This is a genomic window from Streptomyces sp. NPDC004065, from assembly GCF_044903565.1.
Lineage (GTDB): Bacteria > Actinomycetota > Actinomycetes > Streptomycetales > Streptomycetaceae > Streptomyces.
On record NZ_JBJDQT010000014.1, the window covers coordinates 1 to 20,833 of the forward strand.

Below are 20,833 nucleotides of genomic sequence, written 5' to 3' on the forward strand. Positions count from 1 at the left end.
CAGCGGTTCCAACTTCGGACCACGACGCGGCACCGGCACCCCGGCAGAAGAACTCATACGAGATCTAACGACGGACTACCGGCGCAGGACACTAGCGCAGGCGCTGGCTGATGACCTTCGACACGCCGTCGCCCTGCATGGAGACGCCGTAGAGCGCGTCGGCGACCTCCATGGTGCGCTTCTGGTGCGTGATCACGATCAGCTGTGAGGTCTCCTGCAGCTCCTGCATGATCCGGATCAGCCGCTGCAGGTTGGTGTCGTCGAGGGCGGCCTCGACCTCGTCCATGACGTAGAACGGGCTCGGACGGGCCTTGAAGATCGACACCAGCAGCGCCACCGCCGTCAGCGAGCGCTCGCCGCCCGAGAGCAGGGACAGCCGCTTGACCTTCTTGCCCGGCGGGCGGGCCTCCACGTCGACGCCCGTGGTGAGCATGTTGTCCGGGTCGGTCAGCACCAGGCGTCCCTCGCCGCCCGGGAACAGCCGGGAGAACACGCCCTCGAACTCGCGGGCGGTGTCCCGGTAGGCCTCGGTGAAGACCTGCTCGACCCGCTCGTCGACCTCCTTGACGACCTGGAGCAGGTCGGCGCGGGTCTTCTTCAGGTCCTCCAGCTGCTCGCTGAGGAACTTGTGCCGCTCCTCCAGCGCCGCGAACTCCTCCAGGGCCAGCGGGTTGACCTTGCCGAGCTGCTGGTAGGCGCGCTCCGCGGCCTTGAGCCGCTTCTCCTGCTCGGCCCGGACGAAGGGCCTGGGGCGGTTGCGCGGGTGGTCGGGGTCCTCCGGCAGTTCCTCGCCCTCCGCGGGGGGCGAGGGGGGTACGGGCTGGTGCGGGCCGTACTCCGACACCAGCCCGGCCGGCTCGACGCCCAGTTCCTCGAGCGCCCTGGTCTCCAGCTGCTCGATCCGCAGCCGCTTCTCGGCACCGAGCACCTCGCCCCGGTGCACGGAGTCGGTCAGCTTGTCCAGCTCGGCCTTCAGATCGCGGCCCCTGGCGCGGGCGGCGGACAGTTCCTGCTCCCGGTGCGCCTTGGCGGTCTCGGCGGCGGTGCGCTCGCGCTCGGCGCGGGCCAGGGAGACCTCGATGTGCGCGAGCAGCTGGCGGGCGCCGGAGGCGACGGCACCGGCCACGGCGGCCTCGTGGCGCAGCCGGGCCCGCCGCTGCTCGGCCCGGGCGCGGGCCTCGCGTTCGGCGCGGGCGGCCCGGTCCAGCGAGTCGGCCCGGCCGGCCAGTCCCTTGACCCGTTCCTCGTGCGTACGGACCTGGAGGCGGGCCTCCATCTCGGTCTGGCGGGCGTTGGCGCCGTCGGCGGCGAGCCGGTCGCGCACGGAGGTGTCGGGTTCCTCCTCGACCGGCATCTCCTCGGCCACGGCGAGGCGTTCGGCGAGTTCCTCGACCTCCGCCAGGGCCTTCTCCAGCGCCTCCTGGGCGCGGGCGGCGGCGGCCGTGGACCGCTCGGCCTCCCCGGCCGCGCCGCGGGCCTGGCCGGCGAGCCGTCCGAGCTGCTGGGCGACGGCCGATTTCTCCCGGTCGGCGGCCCGCCGCCGCTCCCCCAGCTCCTCGACCAGCGCGGCGCACTCCTGGCGGCGCGCGGCGGCCCGGGCCTGCGCCTCGGCCAGCTCGTCGCACCGCACGGCGAGTTCCGCGAGCTCGGCGGCGGCCTCGTCGACGGACGCCTGCACCTCCAGCAGGCTGGGCGCTCCGGCGGATCCGCCCTGCGCGAAGTGCGCCCCGAGCAGGTCGCCCTCGGCGGTGACGGCGGTGAGGTGGGGGTGCGTGCGCACCAGTTCCTCGGCGTCCTCCAGCGTGCCGACGACGACGATCCCGCGCAGCAGCGTGCGCACGGCGGGCATCAGCCCGGCGGGACCACGGACGAGGTCGGCGGCGAAGGGCGGAAGGGCGGCGTCGCCGGGAGCCGGCCCGGCGGGCAGGGAACGGTGCGGGGCGGGGGCGGCCGGTACCGAACCGTACGGCGCGGGGTCGTCCGAGGGCCGGGCCGCCGGCTCGTCCGGGGCGGTCGTGACCAGCAGGGCCGCGCGGCCCGCGTCCTGTTTGCGCAGCAGGCGGATGGCGTCGGCCGCGACGGCGGGAGTGGTGACCGCGAGGGCGTCGGCCGCCGCGCCGAAGGCGGCGGCCAGCGCGGTCTCGTGCCCGGGGGCGACGGTGAGCAGTTCCGCCGCCGGACCCAGGAGACCGGTGAGGCGTTCCCGGGCCTCGAGCAGGGCGCCCGTGCCGTCCTTGCGGCGCAGCCCGAGGGCGAGCGCGTCGTGCCGCGCCTGGGTCGCCGCGCGTCTGCGCTCCGTGGCGGTGGCCGCCTCACGGGCCGAGGTCAGGGCGCTCTCCGCCTCGGCCAGCGCCTTTTTCGCCGCCTCGTGCCGCTCGGCGAGTTCGTGGTCGTCGGCGTCGAGGCCGTCGACCTCGGCCTTCAGCGCCTCGTACTCCTCCTGGGCGCGCACCGCCCGCTCCTGGGCCTCGTCCCGGGCGGCGGCCAGCCGGTCGATCTCGGCCTGGGCGGAGGCGGCGCGGGAACGGGCCGCGCCCACCTGGCCGCTGAGCCGGGCCAGGCCCTCGCGGCGGTCGGCGATGGCGCGGGCGACGTCCTTCAGACGGCGTTCCTCGACGGCGAGTTCGCGTTCCAGTTCGGCGCGGTGGGCCACGGTGTCGTCGAGCGCCCGCTGGGCGGCCTCCAGGGCCGCCTCCAGTTCGGCCTCCTGCTCGCGGACGCGGGCCGCCTCGCGCTCCAGGTCCTCGGGGTCGCGGCCGCGCCGCTCGTCGAGCGGCGCGGAGGTGGCGCTCTTGACCCGGGCGTCGGCGAGGGAGACGGTGCCGCGGACGCGTTCGGCCAGCTGGGAGAGTTCGTACCAGGTCTGCTGGGCGTTCTGCAGGCGCGGGGTGAGCCGGCGCACCTCGTCCTCGAGGGCGGCCTCGCGCTGGAGCGCCCCGCGCAGCTCCTGCTCGGCGGCCTCCTTGCGCTCCTTGAGGGCCGCCTCGTCGGCGACCTCGGCCTTGAGCGCCTCGCGCAGCCGTACGAGATCGTCCGCCAGCAGCCTGAGCCGTGCGTCGCGCAGGTCGGCCTGGATGACGGCCGCCCTGCGCGCGACCGCCGCCTGGCGGCCGAGCGGCTTGAGCTGGCGGCGCAGTTCGTCGGTCAGGTCCTGCACCCGGGCGAGGTTGGCCTGCATCGCGTCCAGTTTCCTGAGCGCCTTCTCCTTGCGCTTGCGGTGCTTGAGGACGCCCGCGGCCTCCTCGATGAAGGCGCGGCGGCCCGTCGGGTCGGCGTGCAGCACGGAGTCCAGCTGGCCCTGGCCGACGATGACGTGCATCTCCCGGCCGATGCCGGAGTCGGACAGGAGTTCCTGGATGTCGAGGAGGCGGCAGGTGTCGCCGTTGATCTGGTACTCGCTGCCGCCGTTGCGGAACATGATCCGCGTGATGGTGACCTCGGCGTACTCGATGGGCAGCGCGCCGTCGGAGTTGTCGATGGTCAGGGACACCTCGGCGCGGCCGAGCGGCGGGCGCCCGGTGGTGCCGGCGAAGATGACGTCCTCCATCTTGCCGCCGCGCAGCGACTTGGCGCCCTGTTCGCCCATGACCCAGCTGAGCGCGTCCACGACGTTGGACTTGCCCGAGCCGTTCGGGCCGACGACGCACGTGATCCCCGGTTCGAACCGGAGCGTGGTCGCCGAGGCGAACGACTTGAACCCGCGGAGGGTCAGGGCCTTGAGGTGCACGGCGTCGGACTCTACCCGGCACGGCCGTCTCACTCCATGAACCCTCGGGACCGTCCGGTTTCACGCATGAACATGCAGGGCACACCAGACGTTGAAGAAGGTGAAAAGTGCGCGGGGGCAAAGAAGACGGGGGCCAAGAAAGAAGGGACGCCGAAGCGTCCCTTGCAACTCTGACAGCTGAGCGGTTGATACGGGCAGCCCAACCACTGTGTCGTTGTGCGATTCAGTGATCAGGTGAGCGCAGGCTCCGCCTGGTGTGCGTCAACACGCTCCATGATCCTGTCGCGAGAAGCGGCAGCCGCCAGCGCGTCGTTCTCCTCCTGGATCCGTACGAGCTCGGATTCCAGGTCCTGGACGCGCTGCTGGAGCCGTCGCATCTCGGCGAGGAGTCGAGGGTCGGAGCCGCCGACGTAACCGAGAAGCGCCTTTGCCATGATGGATGGTCCTCCACACTGAGTGACCGACCGAAGCGGTGTGGGTCGTGAGGGATTCGCACCCGTGGTGCTTGGCACTGTTGAGTTTGTGCTGCCGTTCATCCATGCCAAACAGCTAAGGTGCGCGGGCTTTCAGCGTCTCACCAAAAAGTTTGACGGTCAACACGATCACGCCCCGTATCCATGGGCGTCCCGGGGGCGCGCGACCGGAAACGGTGGCGCTGCGACTCCTGCGGGACCTTCGGGGTGTGCCGATCATCCTGCCGTGCGGAGCCTCCCACGACAAGCGCTCCTTGGCAACCACCTGCTCCTTTTCCCTCCGGGCAGATGCCGGTGGCAGGTGCGCGGTCCCGCTCCGGGCGGCGGGGCGCGGCCGGCTCAGCGGATCGCGAAGCCCTCGTAGCCCCCGCGGGGTGTGTCCCAGATCTCGGTGACACCGTCCACATGTCCGGGCGTGTCGCCGCCCTGGAGCCAGTCGAGGAGCTTCTGGCAGCGCTCGCGGGCGCCCTCGGCGACCACCTGGACGCGTCCGTCGCCCAGATTGAGAGCAAAACCACTCAGGCCGCCGATCTCCAGGGCCCTTGCCCGGGTGAACCAGCGGAAACCGACACCCTGCACCCGCCCGCGGACCCAGGCGACCAGTCGAACATCATCGCTCATGGCTGCAACCTAACCGGCCAATGTCACTCGGGGCACTTCCTCCCCTCGCGCCATGCGGTACCGTCCCCACCCAATGAATCTCATATGAAACTCACTCGATCGAGTGAGTCTGGTTGACCGCGTCGGCCGAGAGTGCGGCGCGTGTCGGCCGCTGGGACGAGGAAGGCCAGGACATGGGACGCCACCGACGCTCGGACGCCGGCCGCGCCGCCACGGGCCGCGCCACGGGGGTTGCACAAGCGCAGGGCTCGTACGCGCAGGGCCGCGGCCCGAGGGACTCGTACGCCGAGGACGGCTTGGGCATCGCTCCCTACCTCAACCCGGAACGGTACGCCGACTCCTATACGAGGGCCGAGGAGTACCTGTTCGCCACGGACGACGACTACGCCCGGGCCACCGACACCGTGGTCTTCCCGGCCGAGGGCTTCAACCCCTCGATGGGCCCGCGCCGCGGCGGCGGCCACCGCAAGCGGAAGGCGGCCACGCCGGTCCGCACCGGACTGCTCGGCGTCTCCGCCGCGGTCGCCCTCGGCACGGTCGCGGTCGCCACGGGTGCCGTGCCCGGCCTGGAGAACTACAAGCTGGGCGGCGGCGGCAGCAGCGGCGCGGACAAGGTGCAGGCCGCGGGCTCGCCGACGAACAGCGAGAGCCAGCAGGGCGGTACGTCCGGCAGCGCGGAGCCCGGCAGCGGCCGTTCGGCGGGCTCCCCCGCCGGCCGCGACACCGGCCGCCCGGCCGTGCCCTCGCAGTCCGCCCCCGCCTCCTCCTCCGCCCCGGCCGCCGAGGCCCCGACGGCCGCGCCCTCCGAGCCGGCCGCCACGGAGCCGGCCGCCACCGAGCCGACGTCCGCGCCGGCCGCGACGAAGAAGCCGGGGTCCGAGCCGACCCGGGCGGCCCCGAAGGCGCCGGGCCGGTCCAAGGACCCGGCGGCGCTTCCCGCCCAGGCCGCGGCCGAGGCGCAGGTCCTGGCACTCGTCAACGAGGAGCGGGCCAAGGTGGGCTGCAGCCCGGTCGCGGCCAGCAGCGCGCTGACCGGCCTGGCGGAGAAGTTCAGCAGGGCCATGGCCACTCAGGACTTCTTCGACCACACCGACCCCAGCGGCGCCTCGCCGTGGGACCGCGCGGCCGAACTCGGCATCTCCAACCTCGGCGGCGAGAACATAGCCCGCGGCCAGGCCGACGCGGAGGCGGTCATGGAAGCCTGGATGAACAGCCCCGGCCACCGCGCCAACATCCTGAACTGCGACTTCAAGACCCTGGGCGTCGGCGTCCACTTCGGCTCCGGGGGGCCGTGGTGGACACAGGACTTCGGCTACTGAGACAACCGCGGGCCGGGGTCGAGTGCCGCGGCGCACGGTGACGGGCGTGGGGTAGGTTGCCCGGCATGAGCGGACTCGGAGGCGTTGCCTGGCCGCCCGCGCCGATCAGGACCGAGCGGCTGGTGCTGCGCGAGGGCGCGGCCCGGGACCGGGCGGTGTTCATCGAGTTGCTCGCCTCGGCTCGGGTGCGCACCTATCTCGGCGGGCCCCGGCCGCGTGAGGAGCTCGAGCGGGTGGTGCCCGAGGTCCCCGGGCGGCGTCCCGGCACCTTTGTGGTCGATCTCGGCGGAGTGATGATCGGCACGGTCGGGCTCGACCGGCGCGACGCCGAGCGTCCCGGGCATCTGCGTCCGGAGGCCGGGGAGGCCGAACTCGGGTACATGTTCCTGCCCGAGGCATGGGGACGCGGGTACGCCGCCGAGGCGTGCGCGGCGGCCCTCGGCTGGTTCGCCGGCGCGTTTCCCGGCGAGCCGGTGGTGCTCTGCACCCAGACCGCCAACGACCGCTCGGTGCGCCTGGCGGCGAAGCTGGGGTTCACCGAGGTGGAGCGGTTCGAGGAGTTCGGCGCCGAGCAGTGGTTCGGCCGGTGGTCCCCCATCGCGCCCTCGGCTTGAGTCCCGGGCCGCCCCGCGCGCGTCGGCGGCCGATCGTCAGGCCGCCGCGCGGCCCTGCAGGAGGGTCCGGGCGGTCTCGGCGACACGGCGGCCGAGGTGTTCGGCGGTGGCGATGTCGGACTTGTGGACGGCCTCCGGGCCCTCGTCGACGTTGGCCTGGGCCGCCGCGCCGGCGAAGAAACCGAGGCGGTTGAGGTCGTTCTCGGAACCGGCGCTGCTGTTCCAGCCCGGGTGCAGGCCGAGGTTGACCCAGTGCATGCCGTGCTGGGCGGCGAGGATCTGGAAGAACTGCAGGGTGTGCAGCTTGTCGCCGCTCTTGGAGCCCGAGGCGGTGAAGCCGGCGGCCAGCTTGTCCCTCCAGTCCTGCCCGAACCAGCGCTTGGAGGACGCCTCGGCGAAGGCGTGGAAGGCGCCCGAGGCGGTGCCCATGTAGGTCGGCGAGCCGAAGACGACCGCGTCGGAGGCGTCGAGCGTCGCCCACTGCTCGTCGGTGATCTCGTCCACCTCGATCAGGTGCACCTCGGCGCCCGCCTCGACGGCGCCCGCGCGGACGGCCTCGGCGAGGACGGCGGTGTGGCCGTGGGCGGAGTGGTAGGCGATGGAGACAACGGGGGTGGTCACGGGTGTTCTCCTGGGGATGGGCAGGGGTCGGGTACGGCACCGCACGGCAGCCGCGGTATCTCGGCAGCTCGGCGATGATGAGGAAAGGAAAGCACTAACTTTTGGTTAGCGCAAACTGCGGGTTGGCGCTGTGTTCGCGTACGCTCTCATCATGAGCAGCACGCAGGAGTGCCCCCAGGAGCGCGACCTCCCGTACAACGTGTTCGCCCGGGCCTGCCCCTCGCGCGGCACGCTGGAGCACGTCACCGGCCGGTGGGGCGCGCTGACGCTGGGCGCCCTGCACGAGGGTTCTCTCCGCTTCAACGAGCTGCGGCGCCGGGTGGACGGCGTGAGCGAGAAGATGCTGTCCCAGACCCTGCACGCGCTGGAGCGGGACGGGCTGGTGCACCGCGAGGCGCAGCCGACGAACCCGCCGCGCGTGGACTACGAGCTGACTCCCCTGGGCCACGAGGTGGCCGGGCGTCTGCTGGACCTCATCCACTGCGTGGAGGGCCGGATGGACGACGTCCTCGCGGCGCGCGAGGCGTACGACGCCCGTCAGGGCTGACCCGGGGCGGGCCGGGACGGCGGCAGGGCAGGCGGCCCGGTCAGGCGGCCCGCGCGCCCGAGGGGCACGGCGGTCAGGCGACCCGCGCGCCCGAGGGGCACGGCGGTCAGGCGGCCGGCGCGCCCGAGGGGCGCGGCGGGCGCTGGCACTTCGGGCAGTAGTAGCTCGAGCGGTTCATCCAGGGGCGGCGGCGCATCGGGGTGGCGCAGCGGCGGCAGGGCAGGCCCTCGCGGCCGTAGGCGTCCAGGGAGCGGTCGAAGTACCCGGACTCGCCGTTGACGTTCACGTACAGGCTGTCGAAGCTGGTGCCGCCGACGGCGAGGGCGGCGTTCATCACGTCCCGGACGTGCGCGAGGAGTTCGGCCGTGCGCGGGCGGGTGAAGGCGGCGGTGGGCCGCTCGTAGTGGACGCGGGCGCGCCACAGCGCCTCGTCGGCGTAGATGTTGCCGACGCCGCTGATCAGCGACTGGTCGAGCAGGGCGCGTTTGATGGTGGTCCGCTTGCGGCGCAGGGCCTGGTGGAAGGCCTCGTCGTCGAACAGCGGGTCGAGGGGGTCGCGGGCGATGTGCGCGATGACGTCCGGCAGCCCGTCGGGGCCGGTCTCGTGCAGCGACAGGCCGCCGAAGGTGCGCTGGTCGACGAAGCGGAGCTCGGTGCCGAGGGCGTCGGTGAACCGGACGCGGATGCGCAGGTGCTTCTCGGTGGGGGCCTGGTGCGGCCGGACCAGCAGCTGGCCGCTCATGCCCAGATGGGCCAGGACTGCCTCGCCGGTGTCCTCCAGGGGGAGCCAGAGGTACTTGCCGCGGCGGCTCGGCGTGCCCACGCGGTGTCCCTCGAGCCGGTGCGCGAAGTCCTCCGCGCCCGCCAGGTGGCGCCGTACCGCACGCGGGTGCAGCACCTCGACCTCGCCGACGCTGCGGTGGGCGACCCACCGCTCGAGACCGCGCCGGACGACCTCGACCTCGGGCAACTCGGGCATGGCTGTTTCCGTCCGCGTGTCGACGGCCGCGCGGGCCGTCGTGGCGTCCGGGCGGCCGCTGCCGCCCGCCCGGACATGAAGGATCACGGGCACTGAAGGGTCACGGGCACCGGACCCGGCCGCCCGCGGGGGTGGCCCGACGGGGCCACCCCCGCGGGCGGCCGGCCTGGACCGGGCGGCCGGCCCCGGGCGGGGGCGGGCGCCCGGTCGTACCGTGCGGGGGCGGGTGTCAGGCGGAGGTCGGGGCCTCGTCCGCCTTCTCGGCGGCCTCGGCGTCCTCGGCCTTCCCGGTGGCGGCGGCGTCCGCCGCGGCCTGGGCCGCCGCCTTCGCGCGCTCGTCCGCCGCGGCCCGGATGGCCCGCCAGGCGGACTCCGCGGCCTGCTGCTCCGCCTCCTTCTTGCTGCGGCCGGTGCCGGTGCCGTACGAGACGCCTCCGACGCGAGCGGCAGCAGTGAAGGTCTTCTCGTGGTCGGGACCGGTCTCCGTGACCAGGTACTCGGGAACGCCGAGCCCCTCGGTCGCGGTGAGCTCCTGGAGGCTGGTCTTCCAGTCCAGGCCGGCTCCGAGGTTGGAGGACTTCTCGATCAGTGGGTCGAACAGGCGGTGCACCAGCTCGGACGCCGCCTCCAGGCCCTGGTCGAGATAGACCGCGCCGATCACCGCTTCCAGGGTGTCGGCGAGGATGGACGCCTTGTCCCGGCCGCCCGTGCCCTCTTCACCGCGGCCGAGCCGGATGAAGGAACCCAGGTCGAGCCCGCGGCCCACCTCCGCCAGCGCACGAGAGTTGACCACCGCGGCCCGCAGCTTGGCCAGCTGGCCCTCGGGCAGGTCGGGGTGGGTGCGGTACAGCGTGTCCGTGACGACGAGGCCGAGGACGGAGTCTCCGAGGAACTCCAGCCGCTCGTTCGTCGGCAGGCCGCCGTTCTCGTACGCGTAGGAACGGTGGGTCAGCGCACGCACCAGAAGGGCGGACTCGAGCTGGTAGCCGAGCCGCCCTTCCAGAAGCGTGTGGGACGAGGCCGTGTTGTCCGACTTCTTCCTGGCGGTCGATTCCGCCTTGGCGTCAGCCGCCTTCTTGGCAGTGGACACGGTGCCTCTCACCAGCCGCTCAGACCTCGAGGACCTGGCGCTTGTTGTAGGTGCCGCAAGACGGGCACGCGATGTGCTGCTGCTTGGGCTCGTGGCAGCGCTCGCACGCAACCAGGGTGGGGACCGCAGCCTTCCACTGCGACCGGCGGTGGCGCGTGTTGCTGCGCGACATCTTCCGCTTCGGAACAGCCACGGCTACTTCTCCTGCTTCTCGTCGACGCCCGCTTCGGCGCCGCTCATCTCGTCCTTCTCGCCGTCCGTCATGGTGTCGGCGAGTCCCTGCAAAGCCGCCCAACGGATGTCGACGGCGTCGTGGTGGTGGTCCGGGTCGTCCGCGAGCCGCGCCCCGCACTCGGAGCACAGACCCGGGCAGTCTTCCTGGCACACCGGCTGCATCGGCAGTGCGAGCACCACCGCATCGCGCAGCAGAGGTTCGAGGTCGAAGAGTCCGTCCTCGAGGAAGGCCCTGTCCTCGTCGTCCTCGGCGTCGTCGCCGGGTTCCGCGATCACGCGGCCCCGGTCGTCGGCGTCAGGGTACGAGAACATCTCCTGGAAGTCCGCTTCCACGTCGAGCTGAAGCGGCTCCAGACACCTTACGCACTCCCCCTCGGCCTGTGCACGGGCGGTGCCTGTGACGAGCACACCTTCCATGACCGACTCGAGCCGGAGTTCGAGCTCCACCGGAGCGCCTTCCGGCACTCCGACGACCTTCTGGATGCCGAGGTCCTGGGGGGCCGGGACCGTGCGGGTCAGGCGCTGCAGCGCACCGGGACGCCGCCCCAGCTCGTGCGTGTCGAACACGAGAGGGTTGCGGTGGTCGAGGCGCGCGTTGTGGGCCATTCCTGCTTTCGGTTTCCGGGCTCGGCGTGACGCCTCCCCGGCGGGTGTTCCGGGCGGCGTCGGTCGCGGACGTACGCGGCGTGTACGAAGACAGCGCGAACGGACGCGCGACCGAAGAGCCAGGATACTGGACCTTTCGCTCTCGGCCCAATCCGGTGGTCGCCGGTCCCGCCGCGGTCCTACAGGCCGCGGCCCTGCTCGTACGCCCGCAGCTGCTCCGCGCTGATCATGCTGGTGTCGAACAGGCTGGTCTCGTCGAGCGCGTAGCCCTGCTGGTCCTGGTGCTGCTGGTGCTGCTGGGGCTGCTGGACCTGCTGCTCCTGGTTCGGGTCGTAGGCCTGCTGCGGCTGCTGGGCGTCGTAGCCGGTGTAGCCGTACGGGCCGGCCTGCTGGTAGCCGTAGCCGTCCTGGCCGTAGGCGTCCTGGCCGTAGGCGTCCTGGCCATAGCCGTCCTGGCCGTATCCCTGCTGGTAGCCGCCGTAGGAATCGCCCTGCGCGGGCTGCTGGTAGCCGTAGGCGGGCTGGGGCTCGTACTGCGGCTGGGGCGGCTGGACCGGCTGGGCGGGCGGCTCGACCGGCTGCGCCTGGGCCGGGATGGTGGGCGCCGGGCTGTCCGCGAGCGCGGCGAGGTCGGCGAGGTAGTCGGCGTCGCTGGAGTGCCGGCGGGTCGTGGTGTCGTCGGCGAGGGCGCCGAGGTCGTCGGTGGCGATGCGGCCGTGCAGCTTCTGCCGGCCCCGGCCGACGGCCTCCAGGGTCTTGGCGAGGACCGCCTCGAAGGCGCCGAGCTTGGCGTCGACGTAGGCGTCGGCGGTGCGGCGCAGGGTCTCCGGGTCGTGGCTGCGCTCGGGGGCGTCCTCGTCCTCGTAGCCGTCCTCGTCCAGCCCGGGGCCGGTGCCCAGCAGCTTCTCGCGGCCGCGGCCGACGGAGCCGAGCGTCTTGGTGAGGACGACCTCGAAGTTGGCGAGCTTGGAGTCGACGTAGTCGTCGGCCTCGGCGCGGACCTCCTCGGCCTCCGCGCGGGCCTCGGCGAGGATGCGGTCGGCCTCGGCCTGGGAGCGGCGGGCGATCTCGGTGCCGGAGATCAGCGAGCCGCGCTCGGCGTGCGCGCTCTCGATGATCCGCTCGGCCTCGCGCCGGGCCTCCTCGACCATCTGCTCGCGGTCGCCGATCAGCTCCTGGGCCTGCGCCAGGGAGCCGGGCAGCGCCTGGCGGACCTCGTCGAGCAGCGCGAGCAGTTCGGCGCGGTTGATCACGCACGACGCCGACATGGGCATGGACCGGGCGCTGGAGACCGCGGCCACGATCTCGTCGAGCTTCTTCTGCACGTCCACGGTGTGCTCGCCACTCTCTACCGGTGTTGGAGACGGACGGAACGACTGTACGGCCATGAGGTGATCGACCGACACCGGGTGACGCACCGTCAGGGGCCGCTCCTGAGCCGAGGGGCGGCTCAGTCCTTCTTCAGCCGCCGGGTGAGCGCCTCGAGGACGACCGGCGGCACCAGGTGGGAGACGTCCCCGCCCCAGGCCGCGACCTCCTTGACGAGCGAGGAGGACAGGAAGCTGTAGGTGGGGTTGGTGGGCACGAAGAGGGTCTCGACGCCGGAGAGGCCGTTGTTCATCTGGGCCATCTGCAGCTCGTAGTCGAAGTCGCTGACCGCGCGCAGGCCCTTGACGATGGCGGGGATGTCGCGCTGCTTGCAGAAGTCGACGAGGAGGCCGTGGAAGGCCTCGACGCGGACGTTGCCGTAGTCGGCGGTGACCTGGCGGATGAGGTCGATCCGCTCGTCGATCTCGAACAGGCCCTTCTTCGACTGGTTGATCATCACCGCGACGTAGACCTCGTCGTACAGGCGGGAGGCGCGGGCGATGATGTCGAGGTGTCCGTTGGTGATCGGGTCGAACGACCCGGGACAGACGGCGCGGCGCACTTGTGATCCCTCGCTTCCCGGTCCGGTCATCGTGCGTCTTCGCACGTGGAGGCGGCGCGACCGTACCAAAACGTTCCCTCGCCGTAGCGACGGGCCCGGATCGCGTCGAACCCCGGCGGCCACCGGAACTCGCCGCCTCTGGTGCTGCGCTCCACGGTGACGAGGGCTTCCCCGGCGAGCCAGCCCTGGGTGCGGAGTGTGAGCAGGATCTCCCGAAGATCGTCGTCGGAGACGGCGTACGGCGGGTCGAGGAAGGCGATCTCGTACGGCTCGCCCGGGGGCGGGGACTGGACGATCTGTTCCGCTTTGCCCGTCCGCACCTCGGCGCCGGGCAGGCCGAGTGCCCTCACGTTCTCCCGGACGGTGCGGGCCGCGCGGGCGTCCGCCTCGACGAGCAGGGTGTGCCCGGCGCCGCGGGAGAGCGCCTCCAGGCCCACGGCGCCGGAGCCGGCGTACAGGTCGAGGACGCGTTCGCCCTCCAGCGGGCCGCCGAGCAGGGACTGCCAGGTGGAGAAGAGCCCCTCGCGCGCCCGGTCCGAGGTGGGCCGGGTGCCGTGGCCCGGCGGTACGGCGAGTCGGCGTCCGCCGGCCCGGCCGGCGATCACGCGGGTCATGTCCTTGTCCTTCTCGTCCTTGGCGCCCTTGTCGTCCCGTGCCGTCCGTGCCGTCCGTGCCGTCCTCGGCGGTGGCGGCCGGCGGCCGGCCGCCACCAGTGTGTCAGCCCTTGTCCAGGTACCGCTCCCGCTCCTCGTCCAGCAGGGCGTCCAGAGCCGTGCGCAGGCCGGGCAGGTGCTCCAGGTCCGGGTCGGCGGCCACCACCGCGGTGGCCTCCTCGCGGGCCTCGGCGATGATCTCCTCGTCGTCGATGACGGCGAGCACCCGCAGGCTGGAGCGCACCCCGGACTGGGCCTGGCCGAGCACGTCGCCCTCGCGGCGCTCCTCGAGGTCGATGCGGGACAGCTCGAAGCCGTCCAGGGTGGAGGCCACCGCGTCCAGTCGCCGGCGGGCCGGGCTCGCCTCGGGCATCTCACTGACCAGCAGGCACAGACCGGGCGCGGAGCCGCGGCCGACCCGGCCGCGCAGCTGGTGCAGCTGGGAGACGCCGAAGCGGTCGGCGTCCATGATCACCATCACCGTGGCGTTCGGCACGTTGACGCCGACCTCGATGACGGTGGTGGCGACCAGCACGTCGGTGTCCCCGGCGGCGAAGCGGCGCATCACCGCGTCCTTGTCGTCGGGCTGCATCCTGCCGTGCAGCACCTCGACCCGCAGGCCCCGCAGCGGGCCCTCGGCGAGCTGCCCGGCCACGTCCAGGACGGCGAGCGGCGGGCGCTTCTCGGCCTCGTCCTCGGGGGACGCGGCCCGGGCGGACTTCTTCGGGCCGCCCGGCTCGTCGGCGTCGTCCCCGATGCGCGGGCAGACGACGTACGCCTGGTGGCCCTTGGCCACCTCCTCGCGCACCCGCTCCCAGGCGCGCGCCAGGAAGTGGGGCTTGTCGGCGGCCGGGACGACATGGCTGGCGATGGGCGAGCGCCCGGCGGGGAGCTGGTCGAGGACGGAGGTCTCCAGGTCGCCGAAGACCGTCATCGCGACCGTGCGCGGAATGGGGGTGGCGGTCATGACGAGCAGGTGCGGGGGCTGCTTGCCCTTGCCGCGCAGGGCGTCGCGCTGCTCCACGCCGAAGCGGTGCTGCTCGTCGACGACGACCAGGCCCAGGTCGTGGAACTGGACCTTGTCCTCGATCAGCGCGTGGGTGCCGATGACGATGCCGGCCTCGCCGGTGGCCAGGTCGAGCAGGGCCTGGCGGCGGGCCGCGGTGCCCATGGAGCCGGTGAGCAGCACCACCTTGGTGGCGTGCTCGGCGCCGCCCAGCATGCCGCCCTCGGCGAGTTCCCCCATCATCTCGGTGACCGACCGGTGGTGCTGCTGGGCCAGCACCTCGGTGGGCGCGAGCATCGCGGCCTGCCCGCCGGCGTCGACGACGGCGAGCATGGCGCGCAGCGCGACGAGCGTCTTGCCGCTGCCGACCTCGCCCTGGAGCAGCCGGTGCATCGGGTGCTCGGTGGCCAGGTCGGCGAAGATCTCCCGGGAGACCTTCCGCTGGCCCTCGGTGAGGGTGAAGGGGAGGCGGTCGTCGAAGGCGGCGAGGAGGCCGTCGGGGGCGGGTCTGCGGGGCGCCGCCGGGAGCTGGGCGTCGGCGTGGCGGCGGCGGGCGAGGGCGACCTGGAGGACGAAGGCCTCGTCCCACTTCAGGCGGGCGCGGGCCTCGGCGATGTCCGCCTTGGTCCGCGGCCGGTGGATCTTCTCCAGCGCCTCGGGGAGGTTGACCAGGCCGCGGCCGGCGCGCAGGGAGGCGGGCAGCGGGTCGGCGGCCTCCCGGGCGCTGGGCAGGACGGTCTGCACCGCCTTGGCGATCTTCCAGGACTCGAGCTTGGCGGTGGCCGGGTAGAGCGGGATCAGGGCGCCGGCGAAGGACTCGACGGTCTCCTCGGCGTCACCCCTCAGCAACTCGTAGGCCGGGTGGGCGAGCTGGAGCCGGCGGTTGAAGACGGAGACCTTGCCGGCGAACAGCGCGCGGGTGCCCGGCAGCAGCTCCTTGTGCGGCTTGTGCACGCCGTTGCCGAAGAAGACCAGCTGGAGCCGGCCGCTGCCGTCGGTGATCGTGACCTCCAGGCGCTGGCCCTTGCCGCGGGGCGCCCTGGAGGAGGCGAAGGTGTGCAGGCGGGCGTCGGCGACCTGGGCGACCACCGTGACGTGCTCGTCCATGGGCAGGTCGGCGAGGTGGGTGAGCTGCCCGCGCTCCTCGTAGCGGCGCGGGTAGTGGTGCAGGAGGTCGCCGACGGTGCGCAGGCCGAGGTGCTCGGCCATCACCTTCGCGGTGGCGGGGCCGAGCACCGACTTCAGCGGCTGGTGCAGTGGTTCGAGCAGTGCGGGCACGGGATCCATTGCACACCACCGCACCGACAATGCCGTATCCGTGCCGGAAAACCCCTGGTGGGACGGGGCGTGCGAGCCCTAGGATGACGCGCTCCGGCCATCCCCCGCGGTCACCGCCCCCACCTCGGGACCGCCCTACCCCGCGCCGTCCCGAAGTCCCCCCACCGGCGCTGCGACGATGGACTCCCAGACCTCACAGCCATCACAGGCATCACAGTCATCAGCCTCCGCCTCCCGTCCCGCCCACACCTTCCAGGTCGACCTTCGCGGCCTGGTGGACCTGCTCTCGCACCACCTGTACTCCAGTCCGAAGGTCTATCTGCGCGAGCTGCTGCAGAACGCCGTGGACGCCATCACCGCCCGCCGGGCCGAGGATCCCGGCGCGCCGGCCCGGGTGCGGTTGCACGCCGACGGCACGACCCTGCGCGTGGAGGACACCGGAGTCGGCCTCACCGAGTCCGACCTGCACGAACTGCTGGCGACCATCGGCCGCAGCTCCAAGCGCGCCGAGGGGCTGCAGGAGACCCGCTCCGGCTTCCTCGGGCAGTTCGGCATCGGCCTGCTGGCCTGCTTCGTGGTCGCGGAGCGGATCCGGGTGGTCAGCCGCAGCGCGCGGACGCCCGGTGCGCCGCCCGTGGAGTGGACGGCGCGCGACGACGGCTCGTACACCGTGCGCACCCTGCCGGACGACGCCCGTCCGGAGCCGGGCACCACCGTGCACCTGACGGCGCGGGCCGGGGCGGGCGAGTGGCTCGCCGAGGAGCGGGTGCTCGCGCTGGCACGGGACTTCGGCTCGCTGCTGCCGTACGACGTCCGGGTCGGCGAGGAGGCCGTCACAGCACTGCCCGCGCCCTGGGACCGTCCCCACCCCTCCCCCGCGGCCCGCCGGGTCGCGCTGGCCCGGCACTGCCACGCGCTGTTCGGGTTCACCCCGCTGGACTCGATCGACCTGGACGTGCCGCTGGCGGGGGTCCGCGGGGTGGCGTACGTGCTGCCGTCGGCGGTCAGCCCCGCGCAGCGGGCGGGTCACCGCGTGCACCTGAAGGGCATGCTGCTGACCGAGCGGGCCGAACAGCTGCTGCCCGACTGGGCGTTCTTCGTGCGCTGCGTGCTCGACACCGACAGCCTGCGCCCGACGGCCTCGCGGGAGGCGCTGTACGAGGACGAGACGCTGGCCGGTGTGCGCGAGGCGCTGGGCGAGCGGATCCGCTCCTGGCTGACCTCTCTGGCGGCCGGCGACCCGCAGCGGCTGGCCGCGTTCCTGTCGGTGCACCACCTCGGGGTGAAGTCGCTGGCGCGGCACGACCCGGAGATGCTGCGCACCATGCTGCCGTGGCTGCCCTTCGAGACCACCGACGGGCGGGTGTCCCTGGAGGAGTTCGCGCAGCGCCACGCGGTGGTGCACTTCACCCGGACGGTCGAGGAGTACCGGCAGGTCGCGCCGATCGCCGCCGCGCAGGGCGTCGGCGTCGTCAACGGCGGCTACACGTACGACAGCGAACTGGTCGAGGCGCTGCCGTCGGTGCGCCCGGGGACGGTGGTCGCCGAACTGGACGCGGACACGGTCACCGCGCACCTGGACGACGTCGACCCCGCCGAGGAACTGGCCCTGTCGGGCTTCCTCGCGGCGGCGCGGGCCGCCCTGGACCCGCTGGGCTGCGACGTGTCGCTGCGCGCCTTCCACCCGCTGTCGGTGCCCGCGCTGCACCTGGACGACCGGGCGGCGCGGCACGAGCAGGCCCGCGCGGAGGCCGAGGCGCAGGCCGACGACCTGTGGGCGGGCATCCTCGGCTCGCTGCGGGGCGGCGCGCCCCGCGCGCGTCTGGTGCTCAACCATCTCAACCCGCTGGTCCGCAGGATCAGTTCGCTCGCCGACCCGGAGCTGATCGGCACCGCGACCGAGTCGCTGTACGGGCAGGCGCTGCTGATGGCGCAGCGCCCGCTGCGGCCGGCCGACTCGGCGCTGCTGAACCGGGCGTTCATCGGCCTGCTGGAGTGGGCCACTCACGGGGAGGACGGCCGACGGTGACCGGCATCACGGACTTCGACGCACTGCGCCGGGCGATGGCCGAGAACGGCGCGCGGCCGGAGGGTCCCGCCCGCAACGCGCGCGCGGAGCACCTGCTCGCCGAGGCCGAGCGGCTGAACATCCCGCTCGCCGTGATCGAGGCGCTCGGGCACCAGCTGAAGGTCTACAACTACAGCTCCGAGAAGGACAAGATGTTCGTGCCCTTCGCGCGGCTGCTGCGCCTGTGGGACGAACACCCCGAGGACTTCGACGAGTACGAGGCCCACACGCTGCACTGGGTGTTCAAGTGGATGTCGGCCGGCATGCTGGACCAGCCGCACATCCCGCTGGCCTCCGTGGAGAAGTGGCTGGGTGAGATGGAGCACCGCCACCGGCTCGCCGGGTACACCGAACGGGCCGTGCGCAGCTGCGAGTTCAGCGTCGCCGCGCACATCGGGGACATCGGGCGGGCGGAGCGGGCGTACGCGGCGTGGCTGGCCGCCGACCGGGACCGCATGGCCGACTGCCACGCGTGCGAGCTGCACGCGCAGGGCTGGTGGCAGGCCGAGCGCGGCCGGGACGCCGAGGCGCTCGAACTGTGGCGGCCGGTGCTGGAGGGCGAGTTCTCCTGCGCCCACGAGCCGCACGCCGTGCTGGCCGCCTCCCTGCTGCCGCTGCTGCGGCTGGGCCGCCCGGACGAGGCGCGCGCCCACCATCTGCGGGGCCTGCGCCTGGTGCGGCCGATGGAGAGCATGCGCGCCGCGTACGCCGACCACGTGGAGTTCTGCGCGCTGAGCGGGAACGAGGCGCGCGCCCTGGAGCTCCTGGCCGAGCGTCCGGCGTACTTCACCGACTCCGGGCAGCCGCGCAGCAAGCTGGACTTCCTGGCCGTGGTGGCCCTGCTGATGGACCGGCTGGCCGAGCTGGGCATGGCCGGGCGGCCGGTGCCCGGGCCGGCCGGGCGCTCGTGGACGGCCGGCGAGCTGGCCGCGCACGCGCGCGCCGAGGCCGAGGCGCTGGCCGCCCGCTTCGACGCGCGCAACGGCACCACCCATGTGAGCGAGCGGACCCGCGCGCGCATGGCCCGGCGTCCGCTGGTGGACCGGCTGCCGCTGGGCGTGCGCAGCGGGCGCCCGGCCGCGGCCGGGCCCACCGCCCCGGTGCGGCCCGCCGCCGTACCGGCCGCGCAGGACGGCGGGCCGGCCGGGCCCACCGGGCCGGACGGGCTGGAGGAGCTGCTGGCGCGGGCGCGGCGACTGTCGGACACGCTCCGGCCGGAGGCGGTGGAGGCGTGGGCGGCGGTGGCCCGGGCCGCTCAGGGCGTGGAACTGGACGCCCGGGACCGGGCGGAGATCGCCGACCACGAGGCGATGGTCGCCGGTCCCGGGGGCGCCGCGCTGTTCGAGCGGGCCGCCGCGCTGTACGCCGAGGCGGGCGACCCCGGGGAGGCGCTGGCCGCGCACGCGCGGGCGGCGTACGTACGGGCGCTGACGGGTGACGTGGACGGGGCGCTCGCGGCCGTCGCCGGGCCGTACGAGCGCGTCCGCGCGCTGTACGCCGAGGGCGGCACCGGGCTGCCGCAGACGGCGTCCGTGGTGATGGCGCGGGCACGGATCCTGATGCGGCCGGTGCACGAGGCGGACGGGCCGGTGGCCCCCGGGGCCCGGGCCGCCGCCGGGGACGCGGCGCACGAGGTGCTGGCGCTCGTGGAGGGCCGCACCGGGGACGACGTGCGGCTGAAGTCGCGGTCGGCCGAGGCGCGGGCCATGCTCGCGGAGATCGCCGCGCGGTCCGGGGACCCCGGCCGGGCCGCCGCGCTGTTCGAGCGGGCCGCCGAGGAGTACGCGCGGGCGGGGCTGCCGTGGTTCGCGGTGGAGTACGAGGCCCGGCTGGCCGCCCTCGCGCACGGGCTGGGCGAGCCGGACCGGGCCGAGCGGGCGCTGCGGGCGGCCCTGGAGCACGGCGGGGAGCACCTGGAGCCCGTGGGCCGGGCGCAGCTGCACCTCCAGCTCGCGGAGGTGCTCGGCGGCACCGGACGGGCCGAGGAGGCCGCGGGGCACGCCCTGGAGGCGGCGCACTGGGCCGACGAGGCGGGCGAGGGACGAGGGCTCGGGGCCTGGGCGCGCCAGCAGCTCGGCGGGCTGCTGCTGCGGCTGGGGCGGTGGGCCGAGGCGGCCGAGGTGCTGGAGTCGGCGCTGGCCGACCTGTCCGCCGGGACGCACGGCGACGGGGCGGTGGTGCAGACGCAGTGGTGGCTCGGTGACTGCCTGAGCGAGCTCGGGGAGCACCGCGCGGCGGCCGAACGGCGCCTGGAGGCCGCCGAGATCGCCCGGCACTGGCCGGAGCAGCAGGACCACGCGACCCTCGCGCACCTCGCCGCCGAGTCGCTCGGCCGGGCGGGGCTGCTCGCCGAGGCGGACGGGGCCTACGCGCGCGCGGGCGAGCTGTGGCGCTCCCTGGGCAGTGTGCACGGGCTGGTCCGTGCCCAGCGCGCCCGCGCCTGGCTCGCCCTGCGCGGCGAGGCGGGCGTGGACGCGGCGCGGGAGCTGATGGCGGGCGCGGTGCGGGAGTGCGAGACGGCGCTGGAGGAGGCCGCCGACGCGGAGGCACGGCGCCGGCTGGTCGCCGAACTCGGCCACAGCCACCAGCAGTTCGGCGACCTGATCGCCCGCTCGGCCACGCTGGACGGCCCCGGGGACGCGGAGGAGCCGCAGGAGGCGGCACAGGACCCCGGGGACGCGGCACGGGTCGCCGCGCTGGAGGAGGCGCTGTCCTGGACGGAGCGGGCGGTCGCCGCGTTCGCGCGGCTCGGGCCGGACGCGGTGCACGACCGCACCGGCGCCGAACTCGCCGCCGCCCGGCTGGAGGCCGAACTGGGCCGCCCCGCCGAGGCGGCGGCACGCGCCCGGGCCGTCCTCACCGCCTGCGCGGACGCCCCGGACGACGAGAACGGCCCGGCCGGCACCCGGCGCGCGGAGGCCCGACGGCTACTGGCCGCCGTGACGGACGGGGCCCAGGGCTGAGCACCGGCGCCGGCGCAGGGACCGCGCCGGCGCCGGCGCACCACCGGATCGGCACCGGCGCCCAACCCGCCGACGGCCGGCCGGAGACCGAGCCAAGCCGCCCC

The 20,833-nt window shown here is 74.0% G+C and carries 17 protein-coding genes; 5 read left to right on the top strand and 12 right to left on the bottom strand.

Annotation, left to right across the window (positions count from 1 at the left end; all coding sequences use genetic code 11):
- Positions 1 to 91: 91 nt before the first annotated feature.
- The 3 genes from smc to ACI2LW_RS16785 all read right to left on the bottom strand — a co-directional run bounded on the left by smc (position 92) and on the right by ACI2LW_RS16785 (position 4,821).
- On the bottom strand, positions 92 to 3,727 hold the full coding sequence (gene smc, locus ACI2LW_RS16775) for a chromosome segregation protein SMC (protein ID WP_404731945.1): 3,636 nt from the start codon (positions 3,725 to 3,727) through the stop codon (positions 92 to 94).
- 230 nt (positions 3,728 to 3,957) lie between these two features.
- Entirely contained in the window at positions 3,958 to 4,161 is a 204-nt protein-coding gene (locus ACI2LW_RS16780) for a hypothetical protein (RefSeq protein ID WP_404731946.1), read from the bottom strand.
- A 378-nt stretch (positions 4,162 to 4,539) separates the two neighbouring features.
- Positions 4,540 to 4,821, bottom strand: a complete 282-nt coding sequence (locus ACI2LW_RS16785) for an acylphosphatase (protein ID WP_404731947.1) — start codon at positions 4,819 to 4,821, stop codon at positions 4,540 to 4,542.
- A gap of 173 nt (positions 4,822 to 4,994) precedes the next feature.
- Between ACI2LW_RS16785 and ACI2LW_RS16790 the strand changes: the two genes are divergently transcribed.
- Positions 4,995 to 6,140: a CAP domain-containing protein gene (locus ACI2LW_RS16790; RefSeq protein WP_404731948.1), complete on the top strand. Its 1,146-nt coding sequence runs from the start codon at positions 4,995 to 4,997 to the stop codon at positions 6,138 to 6,140.
- 65 nt (positions 6,141 to 6,205) lie between these two features.
- The gene (locus ACI2LW_RS16795; protein ID WP_404731949.1) at positions 6,206 to 6,754 is read left to right on the top strand and encodes a GNAT family N-acetyltransferase; all 549 of its coding nucleotides are present in this window, start codon (positions 6,206 to 6,208) and stop codon (positions 6,752 to 6,754) included.
- A gap of 36 nt (positions 6,755 to 6,790) precedes the next feature.
- On the opposite strand, the gene ACI2LW_RS16800 is transcribed toward ACI2LW_RS16795, so the two are convergent.
- Positions 6,791 to 7,375: a flavodoxin family protein gene (locus tag ACI2LW_RS16800; RefSeq protein WP_404731950.1), complete on the bottom strand. Its 585-nt coding sequence runs from the start codon at positions 7,373 to 7,375 to the stop codon at positions 6,791 to 6,793.
- Between the two features lie 151 nt (positions 7,376 to 7,526).
- On the opposite strand from ACI2LW_RS16800, the gene ACI2LW_RS16805 reads away from it, so the two are divergent.
- A complete protein-coding gene (locus ACI2LW_RS16805) occupies positions 7,527 to 7,922 on the top strand; it encodes a winged helix-turn-helix transcriptional regulator (protein WP_404731951.1) in 396 nt (131 codons plus the stop codon).
- A gap of 106 nt (positions 7,923 to 8,028) precedes the next feature.
- On the opposite strand, the gene mutM is transcribed toward ACI2LW_RS16805, so the two are convergent.
- The 8 genes from mutM to recG all read right to left on the bottom strand — a co-directional run bounded on the left by mutM (position 8,029) and on the right by recG (position 15,707).
- Positions 8,029 to 8,901, bottom strand: coding sequence for a bifunctional DNA-formamidopyrimidine glycosylase/DNA-(apurinic or apyrimidinic site) lyase (gene mutM, locus ACI2LW_RS16810; protein ID WP_404731952.1), 873 nt, complete (start codon positions 8,899 to 8,901; stop codon positions 8,029 to 8,031).
- A gap of 229 nt (positions 8,902 to 9,130) precedes the next feature.
- Entirely contained in the window at positions 9,131 to 10,003 is an 873-nt protein-coding gene (gene rnc / locus ACI2LW_RS16815) for a ribonuclease III (RefSeq protein ID WP_404731953.1), read from the bottom strand.
- A gap of 7 nt (positions 10,004 to 10,010) precedes the next feature.
- The gene (gene rpmF / locus ACI2LW_RS16820; protein WP_003951102.1) at positions 10,011 to 10,184 is read right to left on the bottom strand and encodes a 50S ribosomal protein L32; all 174 of its coding nucleotides are present in this window, start codon (positions 10,182 to 10,184) and stop codon (positions 10,011 to 10,013) included.
- Between the two features lie 2 nt (positions 10,185 to 10,186).
- Positions 10,187 to 10,831: a YceD family protein gene (locus ACI2LW_RS16825; RefSeq protein ID WP_404731954.1), complete on the bottom strand. Its 645-nt coding sequence runs from the start codon at positions 10,829 to 10,831 to the stop codon at positions 10,187 to 10,189.
- A gap of 179 nt (positions 10,832 to 11,010) precedes the next feature.
- Entirely contained in the window at positions 11,011 to 12,162 is a 1,152-nt protein-coding gene (locus ACI2LW_RS16830; protein ID WP_404731955.1) for a cell division initiation protein, read from the bottom strand.
- A 119-nt stretch (positions 12,163 to 12,281) separates the two neighbouring features.
- On the bottom strand, positions 12,282 to 12,761 hold the full coding sequence (gene coaD, locus ACI2LW_RS16835; protein WP_404732069.1) for a pantetheine-phosphate adenylyltransferase: 480 nt from the start codon (positions 12,759 to 12,761) through the stop codon (positions 12,282 to 12,284).
- Positions 12,762 to 12,787: 26 nt separating this feature from the next.
- Positions 12,788 to 13,375: a 16S rRNA (guanine(966)-N(2))-methyltransferase RsmD gene (rsmD, locus tag ACI2LW_RS16840; protein WP_404731956.1), complete on the bottom strand. Its 588-nt coding sequence runs from the start codon at positions 13,373 to 13,375 to the stop codon at positions 12,788 to 12,790.
- A 103-nt stretch (positions 13,376 to 13,478) separates the two neighbouring features.
- Complete coding sequence (gene recG, locus ACI2LW_RS16845) at positions 13,479 to 15,707, bottom strand: ATP-dependent DNA helicase RecG (protein WP_404731957.1); 2,229 nt, start codon at positions 15,705 to 15,707, stop codon at positions 13,479 to 13,481.
- 169 nt (positions 15,708 to 15,876) lie between these two features.
- Between recG and ACI2LW_RS16850 the strand changes: the two genes are divergently transcribed.
- Positions 15,877 to 17,727, top strand: a complete 1,851-nt coding sequence (locus ACI2LW_RS16850; RefSeq protein ID WP_404731958.1) for an HSP90 family protein — start codon at positions 15,877 to 15,879, stop codon at positions 17,725 to 17,727.
- On the top strand, positions 17,724 to 20,729 hold the full coding sequence (locus tag ACI2LW_RS16855) for a tetratricopeptide repeat protein (RefSeq protein WP_404731959.1): 3,006 nt from the start codon (positions 17,724 to 17,726) through the stop codon (positions 20,727 to 20,729). Before ACI2LW_RS16850 ends, ACI2LW_RS16855 begins: the two co-directional genes overlap by 4 nt.
- The last annotated feature ends 104 nt before the right edge of the window (positions 20,730 to 20,833 follow it).